This is a genomic window from Extensimonas soli (assembly GCF_029211265.1).
Taxonomy (GTDB): domain Bacteria; phylum Pseudomonadota; class Gammaproteobacteria; order Burkholderiales; family Burkholderiaceae_C; genus Extensimonas; species Extensimonas soli.
This window is the reverse complement of the sequence record NZ_JARGEL010000013.1, coordinates 362856-378645: the sequence shown is the minus strand read 5'-3', so window position 1 is coordinate 378645 and position 15790 is coordinate 362856. Positions and strand designations below refer to the sequence as shown.

General features: G+C 59.1%; 16 protein-coding genes. 5 read left to right on the top strand and 11 right to left on the bottom strand.

Annotation, left to right across the window (positions count from 1 at the left end; translation table 11 throughout):
- The first annotated feature begins 50 nt into the window (after window positions 1-50).
- Window positions 51-368, top strand: coding sequence for a pyrimidine/purine nucleoside phosphorylase (gene ppnP, locus PYV55_RS05875; protein ID WP_275849746.1), 318 nt, complete (start codon window positions 51-53; stop codon window positions 366-368).
- 23 nt (window positions 369-391) lie between these two features.
- Window positions 392-1723: an argininosuccinate synthase gene (gene argG / locus PYV55_RS05870; RefSeq protein ID WP_275849745.1), complete on the top strand. Its 1332-nt coding sequence runs from the start codon at window positions 392-394 to the stop codon at window positions 1721-1723.
- A gap of 121 nt (window positions 1724-1844) precedes the next feature.
- On the opposite strand, the gene murB is transcribed toward argG, so the two are convergent.
- Window positions 1845-2921: a UDP-N-acetylmuramate dehydrogenase gene (murB, locus tag PYV55_RS05865; RefSeq protein WP_275849744.1), complete on the bottom strand. Its 1077-nt coding sequence runs from the start codon at window positions 2919-2921 to the stop codon at window positions 1845-1847.
- A gap of 82 nt (window positions 2922-3003) precedes the next feature.
- Between murB and PYV55_RS05860 the strand changes: the two genes are divergently transcribed.
- The 3 genes from PYV55_RS05860 to PYV55_RS05850 are packed head-to-tail and all read left to right on the top strand — an operon-like array spanning window position 3004 to window position 5203.
- Window positions 3004-3489, top strand: coding sequence for a YajQ family cyclic di-GMP-binding protein (locus PYV55_RS05860; RefSeq protein WP_275849743.1), 486 nt, complete (start codon window positions 3004-3006; stop codon window positions 3487-3489).
- A 1-nt stretch (window position 3490) separates the two neighbouring features.
- Window positions 3491-4159 carry a retropepsin-like aspartic protease family protein gene (locus tag PYV55_RS05855; RefSeq protein WP_275849742.1) on the top strand — a complete coding sequence of 223 codons (669 nt, stop codon included), beginning with the start codon at window positions 3491-3493 and terminating at the stop codon, window positions 4157-4159.
- Between the two features lie 21 nt (window positions 4160-4180).
- Entirely contained in the window at window positions 4181-5203 is a 1023-nt protein-coding gene (locus tag PYV55_RS05850; protein WP_275849741.1) for an HD-GYP domain-containing protein, read from the top strand.
- On the opposite strand, the gene PYV55_RS05845 is transcribed toward PYV55_RS05850, so the two are convergent.
- The 10 genes from PYV55_RS05845 to nuoG are packed head-to-tail and all read right to left on the bottom strand — an operon-like array spanning window position 5172 to window position 15788.
- Window positions 5172-5654, bottom strand: coding sequence for a DUF1178 family protein (locus PYV55_RS05845; RefSeq protein WP_275849740.1), 483 nt, complete (start codon window positions 5652-5654; stop codon window positions 5172-5174). The two genes, PYV55_RS05850 and PYV55_RS05845, sit on opposite strands and share 32 nt — an antisense overlap.
- Window positions 5641-5952, bottom strand: a complete 312-nt coding sequence (locus tag PYV55_RS05840) for a DUF2818 family protein (RefSeq protein ID WP_275849739.1) — start codon at window positions 5950-5952, stop codon at window positions 5641-5643. The genes PYV55_RS05845 and PYV55_RS05840 overlap by 14 nt, the downstream gene beginning before the upstream one ends.
- Before the next feature lie 21 nt (window positions 5953-5973).
- Window positions 5974-7467 (bottom strand): NADH-quinone oxidoreductase subunit NuoN, encoded by a 1494-nt coding sequence (gene nuoN, locus PYV55_RS05835; RefSeq protein ID WP_275849738.1) that lies wholly within the window; start codon window positions 7465-7467, stop codon window positions 5974-5976.
- A 24-nt stretch (window positions 7468-7491) separates the two neighbouring features.
- Window positions 7492-8967 carry an NADH-quinone oxidoreductase subunit M gene (locus PYV55_RS05830; RefSeq protein WP_275849737.1) on the bottom strand — a complete coding sequence of 492 codons (1476 nt, stop codon included), beginning with the start codon at window positions 8965-8967 and terminating at the stop codon, window positions 7492-7494.
- Between the two features lie 13 nt (window positions 8968-8980).
- Entirely contained in the window at window positions 8981-11005 is a 2025-nt protein-coding gene (nuoL, locus tag PYV55_RS05825; RefSeq protein WP_275849736.1) for an NADH-quinone oxidoreductase subunit L, read from the bottom strand.
- A 28-nt stretch (window positions 11006-11033) separates the two neighbouring features.
- Window positions 11034-11342, bottom strand: coding sequence for an NADH-quinone oxidoreductase subunit NuoK (gene nuoK, locus PYV55_RS05820; RefSeq protein ID WP_275849735.1), 309 nt, complete (start codon window positions 11340-11342; stop codon window positions 11034-11036).
- Window positions 11339-12001 carry an NADH-quinone oxidoreductase subunit J gene (locus PYV55_RS05815; protein ID WP_275849734.1) on the bottom strand — a complete coding sequence of 221 codons (663 nt, stop codon included), beginning with the start codon at window positions 11999-12001 and terminating at the stop codon, window positions 11339-11341. The genes nuoK and PYV55_RS05815 overlap by 4 nt, the downstream gene beginning before the upstream one ends.
- Before the next feature lie 50 nt (window positions 12002-12051).
- Window positions 12052-12561: an NADH-quinone oxidoreductase subunit NuoI gene (gene nuoI, locus PYV55_RS05810; RefSeq protein ID WP_144729124.1), complete on the bottom strand. Its 510-nt coding sequence runs from the start codon at window positions 12559-12561 to the stop codon at window positions 12052-12054.
- A 12-nt stretch (window positions 12562-12573) separates the two neighbouring features.
- Window positions 12574-13656, bottom strand: coding sequence for an NADH-quinone oxidoreductase subunit NuoH (gene nuoH / locus PYV55_RS05805; protein WP_275849733.1), 1083 nt, complete (start codon window positions 13654-13656; stop codon window positions 12574-12576).
- A complete protein-coding gene (nuoG, locus tag PYV55_RS05800) occupies window positions 13653-15788 on the bottom strand; it encodes an NADH-quinone oxidoreductase subunit NuoG (RefSeq protein WP_275849732.1) in 2136 nt (711 codons plus the stop codon). Before nuoG ends, nuoH begins: the two co-directional genes overlap by 4 nt.
- Window positions 15789-15790: the final 2 nt, after the last annotated feature.

Here is a 15790-nt window from a genome sequence, read left to right as displayed (position 1 = left end):
CCCCCTCCCCTACAATCGCGCGTTTGTTCTGCTCTTTGTTTTGCGCCCCCATGACCACCGAGAAAATCGACGGCGTCAGCGTCGCCACCCAAGCCAGCGTCTATTTCGACGGCAAGTGCATCAGCCACGGCATCACGCTGCCAGACGGCACGCGCAAATCGGTGGGCGTGATCCTGCCCGCGACGCTCACCTTCCAGACCGGCGCACCCGAAACCATGGAATGCGTCGCAGGGGGCTGCGAATACAAGCTTGCGGGCAGCGACACCTGGCTGCGCTCGGGCCCCGGCGACACCTTCAGCATCCCCGGCAACTCCTCGTTCGACATTCGCGTCGGCGAGGCCTATCACTACATCTGCCACTTCGGCTGAAACCCCAGCACCCGTTCCATCCCATGGCCACGATTCTCCAAGACCTGCCTGTCGGCCAGAAAGTCGGCATCGCCTTCTCGGGCGGCCTCGACACCAGCGCTGCGCTGCTCTGGATGCAGCGCAAGGGTGCCCTGCCCTTTGCCTACACCGCAAACCTCGGCCAGCCCGACGAGCCCGACTACGAAGCCATCCCGCGCAAGGCGCTCGAATACGGCGCCCAAAAGGCCCGCCTGATCGACTGCCGCAAGCAGCTCGCGCACGAAGGCATCGCCGCACTGCAGGCGGGCGCCTTTCACATCTCCACCGCGGGGCTGACCTATTTCAACACCACGCCGCTGGGGCGCGCCGTCACCGGCACCATGCTCGTGGCCGCGATGAAAGAGGACGACGTCCACATCTGGGGCGACGGCAGCACCTATAAGGGCAACGACATCGAGCGCTTTTACCGCTACGGCCTGCTGACCAACCCGGCCCTCAAGATCTACAAGCCCTGGCTCGACCAGAAGTTCATCGATGAACTCGGCGGCCGCAAGGAGATGAGCGAATTCCTCATCGCCAACGGCTTCGACTACAAAATGAGCGCCGAAAAGGCCTACAGCACCGACAGCAACATGCTGGGCGCCACGCACGAGGCCAAAGACCTCGAATACCTGAACAGTGGCATCCGCATCGTCAACCCCATCATGGGCGTGCCCTTCTGGCGCGACGATTGCAAGGTCTTGGCCGAAGAAGTCAGCGTGCGCTTCGAAGAAGGCCAGCCCGTGGCGCTGAACGGCGTCGAGTTCGACGACCCGGTGGCGCTGATTCTCGAAGCCAACCGCATCGGCGGGCGCCACGGCTTAGGCATGAGCGACCAGATCGAAAACCGCATCATCGAAGCCAAGAGCCGCGGCATCTACGAAGCCCCCGGCATGGCGTTGCTGCACATCGCCTACGAGCGCCTCGTGACCGGCATCCACAACGAAGACACCATAGAGCAGTACCGCATGAACGGCATGAAGCTCGGCCGCCTGCTCTACCAGGGCCGCTGGTTCGACCCGCAGGCCATCATGCTGCGCGAAACCGCGCAGCGCTGGGTGGCGCACGCCGTCACCGGCACGGTGACGTTGGAGCTACGCCGCGGCAACGACTACTCGCTGCTCAACACCGAAAGCCCCAACCTCACCTACCACCCTGAGCGCCTGACCATGGAAAAGGGCGAGTCCATGTTCTCGCCGCGCGACCGCATCGGCCAGCTCACGATGCGCAACCTCGACATCGTGGACACGCGCGCCAAGCTCGGCATCTACACCCAGACGGGGCTGCTCGCGGCAAGCAAGGATTCACCCCTGCCGCTGCTGGGCAATGAATCCTGATCGCCAGCAGCGTCATCGCCTGCGCCAAAAAACCGCCTTCGGGCGGTTTTTTTATAGTCTTTTTGGGCAATAGCGCTTGATACAAAAGCGTATGCAGCTCTTATTAAAAGAGCATTTTCGGTCACACCACCACGGGCTCAGGCTCCAGACGAATGCCAAAGCGCTCATAGACGCTGGTCTGGATCGCGCGCGCCAGCGTCATGACCTCGCCGCCGGTCACGCTGTCCTGGCCCTGCCCGCGGTTGACCAGCACCAGCGCCTGCTTTTCATACACCCCGGCCTTGCCTATGGACTTGCCACGCCAACCGCAGGCATCGATCAGCCAACCCGCTGCCAGCTTGAAGCTGCCATCGGGCATGGGGTAATGCACGATCTTCGGGTCGCGCGCGATGATGTCGGCGCACTGTTCGGGCGTGACAGTCGGGTTCTTGAAGAAACTTCCCGCATTGCCCAGCGCCTGCGGATCGGGCAGTTTGGCGCGCCGGATGGCGCAGACCCACTCGAACACCTGCTGCGCCGTGGGCTGCGCAATCCCTGTCTCGATGCTGCGGCGCTGCAGGTCGAGGTAGCCCAGCTCTGCCTTCCAGGGCTTGGGCAGGCGCAAACGCACGCGCGTGATCACGGCGCGCCCGGCCAGCCCCATGCCGCGCGGCAGGCCACCATCATTCGCCATCGCCGGGGGCGGCGCGTGCTTGAACACCGAGTCGCGGTAGGCAAAACCGCACTGCGTGGCATCCAGGGTGAAGCACTGCCCGGTGACCAGGTCCACGGCGTCGAGCGACTCGAAACGATCCTGCAGCTCCACCCCATAGGCGCCAATGTTTTGCACCGGCGCCGCGCCCACGGTGCCGGGAATCAGGGCCAGGTTTTCCAGGCCGGGCATGCCGTGGGCCAGCGTCCAACGCACACAATCGTGCCAAAGCTCACCCGCCCCAGCCTCCACGATCCAGGCTTGTGGCGTGTCTGCGAGCAGGCGCAAACCTTTGACTTCCACCTTCAGCACCACCGCTTTCACATCCCCCGTGAGCACGATGTTGCTGCCACCGCCCAGCACGAAGAAAGGTCCGCGCCGCAATTCTTCGTGCGCCAGCAATTGCAAAATGTCATCAACGCAGCGCACATGCACCAGGGTCTGCGCGCGCGCCGCGATGCCAAAGCTGTTGAAGGGCTGCAAAGAGCAGTTTTTCTCGACTAACATAGGGCGATTTTCGCATTCCGATGATGCGCGCCGCACCTCAGCCTGCGCAGCAACTCTCCCCAACGACCCACCGAGAATCACCATGCCATCCTTTGACACCGTGTGCGAGCCCAACCTCGTAGAGGTCAAAAACGCCGTCGAGAACACCGCCAAGGAAATCGCCACCCGCTTCGACTTCAAAGGTACCTGCGCCGACATCGAACTCAAAGACCAAGAAATCACGCTGCTGGGCGACGCCGAATTCCAGCTCACGCAGATCGCCGACGTCCTGCGCGCCAAGCTCACCAAGCGCGATGTGGATGTGCGCTTTCTCGACATGGGCGAGGTGCAGAAAATCGGCGGCGACAAGGTCAAGCAAGTCGCCAAAGTGCGCAGCGGCATAGAAAGCGAGCTGGCCAAAAAAATCCAGCGCCTGGTCAAGGACAGCAAACTCAAGGTGCAGGCGTCCATCCAGGGAGAATCGGTGCGCGTCACAGGCGCCAAACGCGACGACCTGCAAGCCGTGATGGCGCTGCTGCGCAAGGAAATCGCAGAAGTTCCCTTGTCTTTCAACAACTTCCGCGACTGAAATGCAGCTCTTTGGGCGCCACGCCCTGCGCTTTCTCGCCGCGGTGGCTATCTGCTCCAGTGGCAGCCTTCTTGGCGTGACCGTACAAGCCGAGCAGGCGGTGGCCTTGTCCGGCATTCTGGGGAGCAAGGCACTCCTGGTCATAGACGGCAACCCGCCGCACAGCATGGCGGCGGGCGAAGTTCACCAGGGCGTCAAGGTGCTCTCCGTCGGGCGCGATGACGCCGTGGTAGAAGTCAACGGCCAGCGCCGTAACCTGCGGCTCGGAGAGGCCCCTGTGAGCGTGGGCAGGCAGGGCGGCAGCGGCCGGCGCGTCACCCTGCTCGCCGACGGACGCGGCCATTTCGTGGGCAGCGGCACCATCAGCGGACGCAGCATGGACTTCGTGGTGGACACGGGAGCGTCCACGGTCGTGATTGGCCGCCCCGACGCCGAGCGCCTCGGCTTGGACTACCAAAAAGGCCAGCCCGTGCGCTTGAGCACCGCAAACGGCATCGCGCAGGGCTGGCGCATCAAGCTGGACTCCGTGCGTATTGGCGACGTCGAGGTTTTCGGCATCGAAGCCATCGTCACGCCCCAGCCCATGCCCTACATACTGCTCGGCAACAGCTTCCTCGAAGAATTCCAAATGACCCGGATGAACGACCGGATGGTGCTGGAAAAGCGCTGAGTCACTGGCCTGCCAACACCCATGTCACCACCAACTGCCTGGAGCCACCGCGGCCACGATGGCGAGTACGAGGACTTGCTCGGCCTCTGGGCGGACCTGGAATCCGCCCTCGCAGTCCTGCTGTCTGCGCCCGCGCAAGTGCTGCACTTCGCGGACAAAGTGCGCCAACTCGACCGGTGGCTGCAGGACCTGATGGCGCATGACACCGACGCGGGGCTCTACCTCATGTTTCAACTCGCCAGCACCTCCACTGCTGGCTACAGCACCTCGCATGCCCTGGTGTGTGGCACGCTGTGCCACGTGCTGGCGCAAGAGCTGCAGCTCGGCAAGTCTGAGCGCGACAGCCTGGTGCATGCGGCACTGACGATGAACATCGGCATGACTGCGCTCCAAAACGAGTTGGCGCAACAGCGCGAAAAACCCAGCGCAGCACAGCAAAACGCCATCCGTGAGCATGCACAAAATGGGCGCAAGCTGCTCGAAGGCTTGCACATCCAAGACGAACTCTGGCTGCGCGTGGTGCAACTGCACCATACCCCGCTCCCCTCTTCGAGCCAGGCCCTGCCCACACAAGCGCCCCCAGAACGACTCGTGCGCATCCTGAACACCATAGACCGCTACGCCGCGATGATCAGCCCGCGCCAGACCCGCGCTGGCCGCAGCATCACAGAGTCGGTGCGCGCCATTTTCAGCCGCAGTGCAGAGGCCACAGACGAGGTCAACCGCGCGCTGGTGCGTGCGCTCGGCCTGTGTCCGCCAGGTGTTTTTGTGCGTCTGGACAATGGTGACACCGCGCTCGTGCTGCGGCGCGGCACAGCCACCAGCCATCCCATCGTCGCCAGTTTGCTGGATCGCAGCGGAAAGAATTACCCGAAGCCGTCGATTTACGACACGGCGGGCGGCAAACCGCGCATCGAATCCTCGCTACCGCGCGCCACAGTGCTGTTGAAACAGGATCACAGGACGATGGTACGCCTGGGTCTTTATGCCGCGCAGCGCAGCCTGGAGCTCGTCACGCCGCACCCCACTGCAGCGTTTCCTTGAGTGCTTGCGGCACCGCCCACGGGATCACGGGAATGCCTTCCGCGCGCAATTGCGCGGCATCCTCTGCGGAGGCTTGTCCGCGGATCGCCCGCTCCTGAGCCTCACCGCTCTGCATACGCCGCGCCTCCTCGGCAAACCGGTCCCCAACGTCTTCGGTATGCGCCATGATCTTGCGCGTGAGCGCCAGCCAGGCGCCCTGCAAAGCAACAGACCCGCCCTCGTGCGAGGGCTCTGCTGCAGGCAGCGTTCCTGCGTCAGGCGCCCCTGCAGCGCAAGGCGCTTTGGCACCAAGGTTCAAGCGCGGAACACTGAGCTGCTTCTCCACACACGTGTCGCCACACAAAGGGCATTGCACCAGACCCCGTTGCATTTGCTCCTGAAAGTCAGTTTCGGAAGCAAACCAGCCCTCAAAGCAGTGACCTTGCCGACACTTCAGGTCAAGCACCTTCATGGCGATGCAACAGATAACGGTAAACGAAACCCGGAAACGCGAGTGTCAAAAACAAGGCCCCCGTCACGGCATAAAACTCCCAGGCCTGCGGGCTTATCTGACCCAGGCGCCTCTCCAACAGCAAGGCCAGTGCACCCACGGCAAAATACAACACGAGCAATTCCAGGAGCCGCAGCCACAAGGTCTTCTTTCCTCCCGCCCGCGGGCCGAAAAAGAAATAACGCTGGCTCAAAAACGGCAAATTGGCCGCCAATGCAGCGGCCAATATCACCAGCCATATCGATGAAGTCTGGCTCATGAGGGAATGAAAGCCCAAAAATCAGGTGACCAGGGCGCGCAACACGGCATCCGAGCACAAAGCCATCAGCCCGCCGGGCAACAAGCCAAGCAAGAGCAGTAGTGCACCATTGAGCGAGAGCACCACCCGCACATCCGGGCCCGCGGACACGCTCGTGGCCGTTAGCGGCGCATCGAAATACATCACCTTGATCACCCGCAAATAATAGAAAGCGCCGATCAACGACATGATGACTGCAAACACGGCCAAAGCAATATAAGGCGCCTGCCCCGACGCGATCAAGGCCTGCAAAACCGCAAGTTTTGCATAAAAACCCACCAGAGGCGGAATGCCCGCCAAAGAAAGCATACAGATTGCCATCACCGCTGCGTACAAGGGGCTGCGCTGATTCAGGCCCGCAAAATCGGAAATCTCCTCACTCTCGAAGCCTTCACGCGCCAGCAGCAAGATCACGCCAAAGCTAGCCAAAGTGGTCAAGACATAAGTCACCACATAGAACATGGCGGAGCTATAGGCCGTTTGCACCGCAATGGCCTCCACCTGGCCATTCACCACGCCCGACAGCAAACCGAGCAGAACGAACCCCATCTGCGCAATGGTGGAATAAGCCAGCATACGCTTCAGATTGGTTTGCGCAATCGCGGCCAAATTGCCCAACAGCAAAGAAGCAATCGCCATGATCGCCAGCATCTGCTGCCAATCGATCGCCATAGGCAAAAGCCCATCCACCAGCAAGCGAATGGTGATCGCAAATGCCGCAAGTTTGGGGGCCGCACCAATCATCAGAGTGACGGCCGTAGGTGCACCATGGTAGACATCAGGAATCCACAGGTGGAACGGCACCACGCCCAGTTTGAAAGCCAGACCACTCACCACGAACACCAGCCCGAAAACCAGTACCTGATGGCGCACCTGGCCCGAAACGACCGCCTTGAACACCTGGCCAATGTCCAAAGAGCCCGTCGCGCCGTAAAGCATGGACAAGCCATACAACAAGAAACCACTGGCCATGGCGCCAAGCACGAAATATTTCATGGCGGCCTCTGTCGCCCTGACATCGTCACGTCGCAGCGCAACGAGCGCGTAACTCGACAAGGTAAGCAACTCCAGACCAAGGTAGATCACCAGCAGATGATTGCCCGAAATCATGATGAACATGCCCAGCAAGGCAAACATCGACAAGGTGAACAGTTCGCCGCCGCGCAACATGTCTCGATCGGCCGCATAGGAGCGGCCATAGACCAATGTCACCATGACCGCGATCGTGGCGAAGCACTTGAGCCAATTTCCCATGGCGTCACTGACCACCATGTTGCCAAAGCCGTAAAACGTGCTTCCGTTGCGCGCGTACATGGCCTGCAACCCAGCCACGACCGCCAGTGTCAACAGGGTCAGCACGTAGGTCCCGGTGCGGCGGTGGCTGCGCACCCCCAAGTCAACCAATGCGATCACGCACGCCATCACCAGCAGCACAATCTCTGGGTAAACGGCAAGCCAGCTGATGTTATCAATCATCTCGAATCTTTCGGTTCAGTCTTGTCAGTTCAGCTTGGACAGGGCCACATGGCGCAGCAGTTCTGTGACGGAAGCATTCATCACGTCGGTAAAGGGGCGGGGGTACACACCCATGGCCAATACCGCCAAAGCGAGCAATGCCAGAATCAAAAACTCCCGGCTCCCGATGTCGCTGAGGCTGCGCACATTTTCATTGGCAATCGGCCCCAAATACACCCGCTTGAACATCCACAAGGTATACGCCGCACCCAGTATGAGCGCTGTAGCCGCGGTCAGGCCAATCCAGAAATTCGACTGCACTGCGGCAAGAATCACCATCCATTCGCCGACGAAGCCCGCCGTCCCGGGCAAACCGCAGTTGGCCATGGAGAAAAGCAAAGCAAATGCGGCGAACCTGGGCATGGTATTGATGACGCCACCATATGCAGCAATTTCGCGGGAATGCACGCGATCGTACAAAACGCCGATAGCCAGAAACATCGCACCCGACACAAATCCGTGGGCAATCATTTGCACCAAACCGCCCGAAACTCCGAGCTCATTGAACACGAAAAAGCCCAACGTCACAAAACCCATGTGCGCCACCGAAGAATAAGCCACGAGCTTTTTCATGTCGGTCTGCACCAGGGCCACGAGTCCCACGTAAACGACCGCAATCAGTGACAGCGCCACCATCAACCAGGCCCACTCATGCGCGGCGTCCGGGGTGACAGGCAGGGAGAAGCGTAAAAAGCCATACGCGCCAAGTTTGAGCATGATGGCGGCAAGCACTGCAGAACCGCCCGTCGGCGCCTCCACGTGCACATCGGGCAGCCAGGTGTGCACCGGCCACATGGGCACCTTGACTGCAAATGCCGCAAAAAACGCGAAAAACAACAAGGTTTGCGCCGTGGCACCCAATGGCATCTTGTGCCAGGTGGCGATATCGAAACTACCACCGGACTGGTTGTAGAGGTAGATCAGCGCCACCAGCATCAGCAGGGAGCCGAGCAAAGTGTAGAGGAAGAATTTGAAAGCGGCATAGATTTTGTTCGGCCCACCCCAAATACCAATGATGAGGTACATGGGAATCAGCGTCGCCTCGAAAAACACGTAAAACAACATGCCGTCGAGCGCAGAAAAAACGCCGATCATCAGGCCCGAAAGAATGAGAAAGGCGCCCATGTATTGGTTCACACGCTCCGTCACCGACTCCCACGAGGCAATCACCACGATCAGCGTAATGAACGCCGTAAGCGGCACGAACCAGAACGAAATACCGTCCAAGCCGAGATGGTAGTAAACGTTGAAGCTTTCGATCCAGATCGTCTTCTCGACGAACTGCATCGCTGCGGTTCCAAGCTTGAACCCATCGTACAAGGGCAAAGTCACCAAAAGGCCCAGCAACGCGCCCAGCAAGGCAAGCCAACGCACGGCGGCCACCTGCCCTTCACGCCCCATGGCCAGCAACAGGGCGCCAAAACCAATCGGCACCCAAATAGCAAGACTCAACAATCCCATTTTCCTTTTTCTCCTACTTGTTGAGCCAGACAAAATACGTCATGAATACGAAGACGCCCAAAATCATGAACAGCGCATAGTGGTAAATGTACCCAGACTGCACCCAGCGCACGACACCTGCCGCCCAACCCACGATTTTCCAGGAGCCATTCACCACGGCGCCATCGATGATGGCACGATCGCCGCCTTTCCAGAGAACCGTACCCAGAATTCTGGCGGCGCGCGCAATGATGTTCTCGTTGATCCAATCCAGGTAATATTTGTTGTCCATCACAACGTAAAGCGGATGCAGACGCCGCTTGATCGCTGCGGGCAAGGCCGGGTTCACCAGATACATGTAGTAAGCAAGAGCGACACCCGCCAAGGCAAGCCAAAATGGCGCCGCTTGCAGCCCATGCAATGCCATGGCAACCGGCCCATGGAACGCTTCCGCGAGCTCTGCCATTGCGGGATGCTTCGCAAGATCAATGAAGATGGCGTCTTTGAAGAAATCACCGAACAGCATAGGCCCGATGAACAAGAATCCTGACACCACCGAAGGAATCGCAAGCAACACCAGGGGTACCGTCACCACCCACGGGGACTCGTGCGGCGCATGGTGGTGTGCATCATGCCCGTGCGCATGTGCATCCTCCGCGTGCGCCTCGGGATTCTGGTCATACCGCTCTTTGCCATGAAAGACCAGAAAATAGAGGCGAAATGAATAAAACGCCGTGATGAAAACCCCTGCGAGCACTGCGAAATGCGCAAATCCTGCTGCGGGCAAGTGGCTTGCGTGCACGGCCTCGATGATGCTGTCTTTGGAATAAAATCCGGAAAAGAAAGGCGTACCGATCAGCGCCAGAGATGCCAACAGAAAGGTGATCCACGTGATCGGCATGTATTTGCGCACGCCGCCCATCCAGCGAATGTCCTGGTTGTGATGCAAGCCCATGATGACCGAGCCTGCACCCAGGAACAGCAGCGCCTTGAAAAACGCATGGGTCATCAAGTGAAATACCGCCACCGAATAAGCGGACGCACCCAGCGCTACCGTCATATACCCTAGTTGCGACAAAGTGGAATATGCCACCACGCGCTTGATGTCGTTCTGAATGATGCCCAGCAGACCCATGAACAGGGCCGTGATGCCCCCAATGATGAGGATGAAATTGAGCGCAGTATCTGAAAGCTCGAACAATGGCGACATGCGCGCGACCATGAAAATCCCCGCCGTGACCATGGTGGCCGCGTGAATCAGCGCAGAGATGGGTGTCGGGCCTTCCATGGAATCCGGCAGCCACACATGTAAGGGAAACTGCGCACTCTTGCCCATGGCTCCGATGAAAAGACAAATGCAGATCACGGTGATGAGCATCCAGTCCGTTCCCGGGAATCCCAATTCCGCCAGCGCCTGCGCCTTGGCAAAAATCTCGCCGTAATTCAACGTGCCTGCATAAGCAGCAATCAAACCAATTCCCAAAATGAATCCAAAGTCGCCCACCCGGTTGACCAAAAAGGCCTTCATGTTGGCAAAAATGGCAGACGGCTTGTTGAACCAGAATCCAATGAGCAGGTACGAAACCAGTCCCACTGCCTCCCAGCCGAAGAACAGCTGTAGAAGATTGTTGCTCATGACCAGCATGAGCATCGAGAAGGTGAACAGGGAAATATAGGCAAAAAATCGGTCGTAACCTTCGTCTTCCGCCATGTAGCCTATGGTGTAAATATGCACCATGAGCGAAACGAAGGTCACGACGACCATCATCATCGCCGTCAAGCTGTCCACCCAAAAACCCACCTCCATCTTCAAGCCACCCGCCACCATCCAGGTGTAGAGGGTTTCATTGAAGCGCGCACCATCGAGCGCCACGCTCTTGAGCGTCATGACCGACAGAATGAAGGCCACGAGCACACCCAAAATCGTCAGGCCATGGCTCAGGTTGCGGCCAATTTTGTTTCCGCCCAAGGAGGTGCCGAAAATACCTACCAGCACGGAGCCAGCGAGCGGCGCCAAAGGCACGGTCAGAAGTGTGGAAGCAGAAAGGGTTTGACTCATTCTAGAGAACCTTGCGTAGGGCTACGACTCAACCCTTGAGGGTATTGAGATCTTCCGCATCGATGCTGGACTTGTTGCGGAACAAAAGCACCAGGATGGCCAGACCGATGGCAGACTCGGCCGCAGCCACCGTCAGAATGAAAAACACGAACACCTGCCCGTGCATGTCGCCAAGGTAATGCGAGAAAGCCACGAAGTTGGTGTTCACCGCCAGCAGCATGAGCTCTATGGCCATGAGCAACACAATGAGATTTTTGCGATTCAAGAAAATACCGATCGCCGCGAGCGCAAAAAGCATTGCCCCCAGTGAAAGATAATGCCCCAAGGTCAAGGTCATGCTTTTTTCTCCTCGCTCGGCACATCATTGGCCGACGCAGTTTGCTGGGTTGCCGCGATCTTCAACACTTGCAGCCGATCCGCAGCACGCACATGCACCTGCTCGGAGGGATCTATTGCCTTGCTGTCTTTGCGCTGACGCAGCGTCAAGGCGATAGCGGCAAGCATGGCCACCAAAAGTATGACGGCAGCAATTTCAATCGGGAAAAGATACTCCGTATAAAGCAGCTTTCCCAAGGCCTTCACATTGGATGCCTGTACCGCGTGCCCTGCCGCGTCCACGACGACAGACGCGGGCCTGGGCTCCTCGACGCCGCGAAAACCGCCCATCAGCACGGCGGCCATTTCGAGCGCGATCAGCGCACCCACCGTCACCGCCAAAGGAAAATGATTCCAAAACCCCTTGCGCACCGCATCGATACGGATGTCCAGCATCATCACTACAAAAAGGAATAGCACCATCACCGCACCCAAATACACGAGCACGAGCGCAATGGCGAGAAACTCCGCCTTCAACAACATCCAAAGCCCCGCCGCCTGAGCAAAGGCCAGTATCAAATACAGCACCGCATGCACAGGGTTGCGCGCCGTCACCACCCGAAAGGCCGCAAACAGCAGCACGATCGAGAAAAAATAGAAAAAACCAGTCTTGGCGTCCATGAATCGGTTCTTTATAGAAAGTCTGGTCCAGTTTTGTTGGTCGCGCCGCTTCAGCGGTATTTTGCGTCTGCAGCTTTGGCCGCAGCAATTTCCGCCTCATATTTGTCGCCCACGGCCAGCAGCATCTCTTTGGTGAAATACAGGTCGCCGCGCTTCTCGCCGTGGTATTCGAGAATATGGGTTTCGACGATCGAATCGACCGGGCAGCTTTCTTCACAGAACCCGCAGAAAATGCATTTGGTCAAGTCGATGTCGTAGCGCGTGGTGCGACGAGTACCATCTTCACGCTGCTGCGATTCGATGGTGATGGCCATTGCAGGGCACACGGCCTCGCAGAGTTTGCAGGCGATGCAGCGTTCCTCGCCGTTTTCGTAGCGGCGCAAAGCGTGCAGCCCACGAAACCGAGGTGACAGCGGCGTCTTCTCCTCGGGATATTGCACAGTAACCTTGCGGCGAAACGCATAACGCCCCGTCAAGGCCATGCCCTTGAACAATTCGACGAGCAAAAAGCTCTTGAAAAAATCCTTGAGCGAAAAAGGTGTAGCAGCAACAGCAGCCATTTGTGTCCCCGCTTACTTCCAGATATTCCAGGGCGAAAGCAACCACGCGCCAACGACGAGCAGCCACACCAGCGTCACTGGAATGAATATCTTCCACCCCAGACGCATGATCTGGTCATACCGGAAACGCGGGAAGGTGGCGCGAATCCAGATGAACATGGAAACCACGATGAAAGTCTTGAGGCCCAGCCAGATCCACCCAGGAATGGCATTGAAAAATTCGGTGTTGATGGGCGAGAGCCATCCGCCGAGGAACATGAGCACCGCAAGAATCGATACCAGCCACATGCTCGCGTATTCGGCCAGGAAAAAGATGGCAAAGCCCATGCCCGAGTATTCGACCATATGCCCGGCAACGATTTCCGCCTCGCCCTCGACCACGTCGAATGGATGCCGGTTGGTTTCGGCAACGCCGGAAATCAGATACACCATGAACATGGGCAACAGTGGTAGCCAGTTCCATGACAAAAACGCCAGCCCCATGTCCGCAGCCATGCCACGGGACTGCGCCATGACGATGTCCGTGAGGTTCATGCTGCCGGAAACCATGATGACCACGAGAAAGCAAAAACCCATGGCGATTTCATAGCTCACCATTTGTGCCGAAGCACGCAGTGCACCCAGAAAGGCATATTTCGAGTTTGACGACCAGCCCGCGATGATCACGCCATACACCTCTATGGACGTGATGGCCATCATCAACAACAAGCCCGCATTCACGTCAGCCAAGGCCACGTGCGGGCCAAATGGAATCACCACCCAGGCCGCGAGCGCAGGCATGATGGCCATGACAGGGCCGAGCACAAAAAGACCTTTGTCAGCCGCTGCCGGCTGAATGATCTCTTTGGTGAGCAACTTCAGCGCATCGGCGATCGGCTGCAGCAAGCCCATGGGGCCCACACGATTGGGGCCATAACGCACCTGCATGAAACCCAACAGCTTGCGCTCCCACAGCGTAAGGTACGCGACTGCGAGCAGCAGCGGGATTAGCACGGCGACGATCTTGAGCAGGGTCCAGACAACGGGCCAGCCGGCGTGCGTCCACCAGCCCTGGCCACTCAAGCCCAGCCCCGCGTTGTAGAGCGCATCGATCATGCTACGCCCCCTTCCCTTGCGCAGCGCGCATCGGCGGTGCGCTGCAACGCTGGAGCGCGGCGCACCAAGCCGTCGAGTTGGTAACTGGATGCCACCACCGGTTCACCTGCAGCGCTAACGGCCTCACCCGCGTGGGCAGGCTGATTGCTCAACGCGGAGGTGGCAATGACGGGCTCTTGCCCAACCGGGGTCTTGGTTGCGAGCATCAACACTTCCTGCGAAGACTCGAACTCAAATCCTGGTAGTTCGAGCATATTGGCCAGCACACGCAACACTTTCCAAGCGGGGCGCGTCTCGCCCAAAGGCCGCACCACCGCATGAAAGCTCTGCAAGCGCCCTTCGGCATTCACAAAACTCCCCGAGGTTTCCGTGAACGGCGCGATCGGAAGAAGCACGTCGCTGAACTCCATGTTCGCCTTGAAGGGGCTCATGGTCACGACCATGTCTGCGGCGTCCAAAGCGGCAATGGCTTTTGCACCCGCTGCGGAATCGAACACGGGCTCGGTGTTCAGCAATAGCACAGCTTTCAGCCCCCCTGCGAGCATTTGTGTGGCATTTTTGCCACTCTGCAAGGGCTGGGCACGCACGAATTGCGCTCCGACGGTGTTGGCGGCTTCGGTGAGGTATCCGACGGAAGCGCCCGTTTGTGCGCCTATCCAGTGCGCGAGTGCCAACAAGCGCGAGGCTTGCGCATGGTGCGCTGCGGCATTGCCCAGCAGCACGGCCTTGCGCTCGCCACCGAGCAGCGATTGCGCGATTGCTTGCGCTGTAACGTCAAAAGAAGCGCTGGCGCCCTCTGGCGGCGGCACCCCTTTTGCCTCGGCGATCACCGCAGCCACCTGGGCCAATGTCTGCACCCAGCCGGCTGCTGGCTGCAACAGCGTATGGGCCACCGGCATGGCCCAATCGTGCTGCAGGGCATTGATCGCACTGACCACGCAACCCTGGCGCGTTGCCTGACGGATGCGCTGGGCAAAAAGAGGATGGTCTTTGCGCAAATTGGAACCAACCACCAAAACACGCTGGAGCTTGGAGAGCGATGCGATCGAGGTGCCGAGCCAGCGCACACCCGCGAATGGCGGGAACTCCGCATGGCGCAAACGATGGTCTATGTTGTCACTGCCCAGGCCACGCACGAGCTCTGCGGCGAGATGGAGCTCTTCGAGCGTGCTGTGGGGGCTGACCAAGGCGCCTATGCTCGTGGCACCGTGTTTTTTCTTGATGTCTTGCAGACCATTCGCCACATATTCGAGCGCCGTCTGCCAGTTGACCTCTTTCCAGACACCCCCCTGCTTGAGCATGGGCTGGGTCAAGCGCTCTGCACTGTTGAGCGCTTCGTAGGAAAACCGGTCACGGTCGGCGATCCAGCATTCGTTGACTTCTTCGTTCTCGAAGGGCACGACGCGCATGACCTTGTGGTTTTTGACCTGCACGATCAGGTTTGCACCCGTGGAATCGTGCGGGCTGATGGACTTGCGACGCGAAAGCTCCCAGGTGCGTGCGCTGTAGCGAAACGGTTTGCTCGTCAAGGCACCGACGGGGCAAATGTCTATCATGTTGCCCGACAGTTCCGAATCGACCGTGCTGCCGGATACCGTGGTGATTTCGGAATGCTCGCCACGGTGGATCATGCCCAGCTCCATGACGCCGGCGATTTCCTGGCCGAAGCGCACGCAGCGCGTGCAATGGATGCAGCGGCTCATCTCCTCCATGGAGATCAGCGGTCCCACATCCTTGTGGAACACCACGCGCTTTTCTTCCTCATAGCGCGAGGCCGAACCGCCGTAGCCCACGGCCAGGTCTTGCAACTGGCATTCACCGCCCTGGTCGCAAATCGGGCAGTCGAGCGGGTGGTTGATGAGCAAGAACTCCATCACGGATTTTTGGGCCTTGATGGCCTTCTCGCTCGTGGTGCGCACGATCATCCCTTGCGTGACCGGCGTCGCGCACGCCGGCACGGGCTTGGGCGCTTTTTCCACGTCCACGAGGCACATGCGGCAATTGGCCGCGATCGAGAGCTTCTTGTGGTAGCAGAAATGGGGAATGTAGGTGCCTGCCTTTTCGGCCGCATGCATCACCATGCTGCCTTCGGCGACTTCCACTTTCTGACCGTCCAGTTCAATTTCAACCATAT

Bases quoted from the DNA above. Each gene is read 5' to 3' on its own strand.
- ppnP (WP_275849746.1), top strand. From the start codon at position 51: ATGACCACCGAGAAAATCGACGGCGTCAGCGTCGCCACCCAAGCCAGC.
- argG (WP_275849745.1), top strand. From the start codon at position 392: ATGGCCACGATTCTCCAAGACCTGCCTGTCGGCCAGAAAGTCGGCATC.
- murB (WP_275849744.1), bottom strand. From the start codon at position 2,921: ATGTTAGTCGAGAAAAACTGCTCTTTGCAGCCCTTCAACAGCTTTGGC.
- PYV55_RS05860 (WP_275849743.1), top strand. From the start codon at position 3,004: ATGCCATCCTTTGACACCGTGTGCGAGCCCAACCTCGTAGAGGTCAAA.
- PYV55_RS05855 (WP_275849742.1), top strand. From the start codon at position 3,491: ATGCAGCTCTTTGGGCGCCACGCCCTGCGCTTTCTCGCCGCGGTGGCT.
- PYV55_RS05850 (WP_275849741.1), top strand. From the start codon at position 4,181: ATGTCACCACCAACTGCCTGGAGCCACCGCGGCCACGATGGCGAGTAC.
- PYV55_RS05845 (WP_275849740.1), bottom strand. From the start codon at position 5,654: ATGAAGGTGCTTGACCTGAAGTGTCGGCAAGGTCACTGCTTTGAGGGC.
- PYV55_RS05840 (WP_275849739.1), bottom strand. From the start codon at position 5,952: ATGAGCCAGACTTCATCGATATGGCTGGTGATATTGGCCGCTGCATTG.
- nuoN (WP_275849738.1), bottom strand. From the start codon at position 7,467: ATGATTGATAACATCAGCTGGCTTGCCGTTTACCCAGAGATTGTGCTG.
- PYV55_RS05830 (WP_275849737.1), bottom strand. From the start codon at position 8,967: ATGGGATTGTTGAGTCTTGCTATTTGGGTGCCGATTGGTTTTGGCGCC.
- nuoL (WP_275849736.1), bottom strand. From the start codon at position 11,005: ATGAGTCAAACCCTTTCTGCTTCCACACTTCTGACCGTGCCTTTGGCG.
- nuoK (WP_275849735.1), bottom strand. From the start codon at position 11,342: ATGACCTTGACCTTGGGGCATTATCTTTCACTGGGGGCAATGCTTTTT.
- PYV55_RS05815 (WP_275849734.1), bottom strand. From the start codon at position 12,001: ATGGACGCCAAGACTGGTTTTTTCTATTTTTTCTCGATCGTGCTGCTG.
- nuoI (WP_144729124.1), bottom strand. From the start codon at position 12,561: ATGGCTGCTGTTGCTGCTACACCTTTTTCGCTCAAGGATTTTTTCAAG.
- nuoH (WP_275849733.1), bottom strand. From the start codon at position 13,656: ATGATCGATGCGCTCTACAACGCGGGGCTGGGCTTGAGTGGCCAGGGC.
- nuoG (WP_275849732.1), bottom strand. From the start codon at position 15,788: ATGGTTGAAATTGAACTGGACGGTCAGAAAGTGGAAGTCGCCGAAGGC.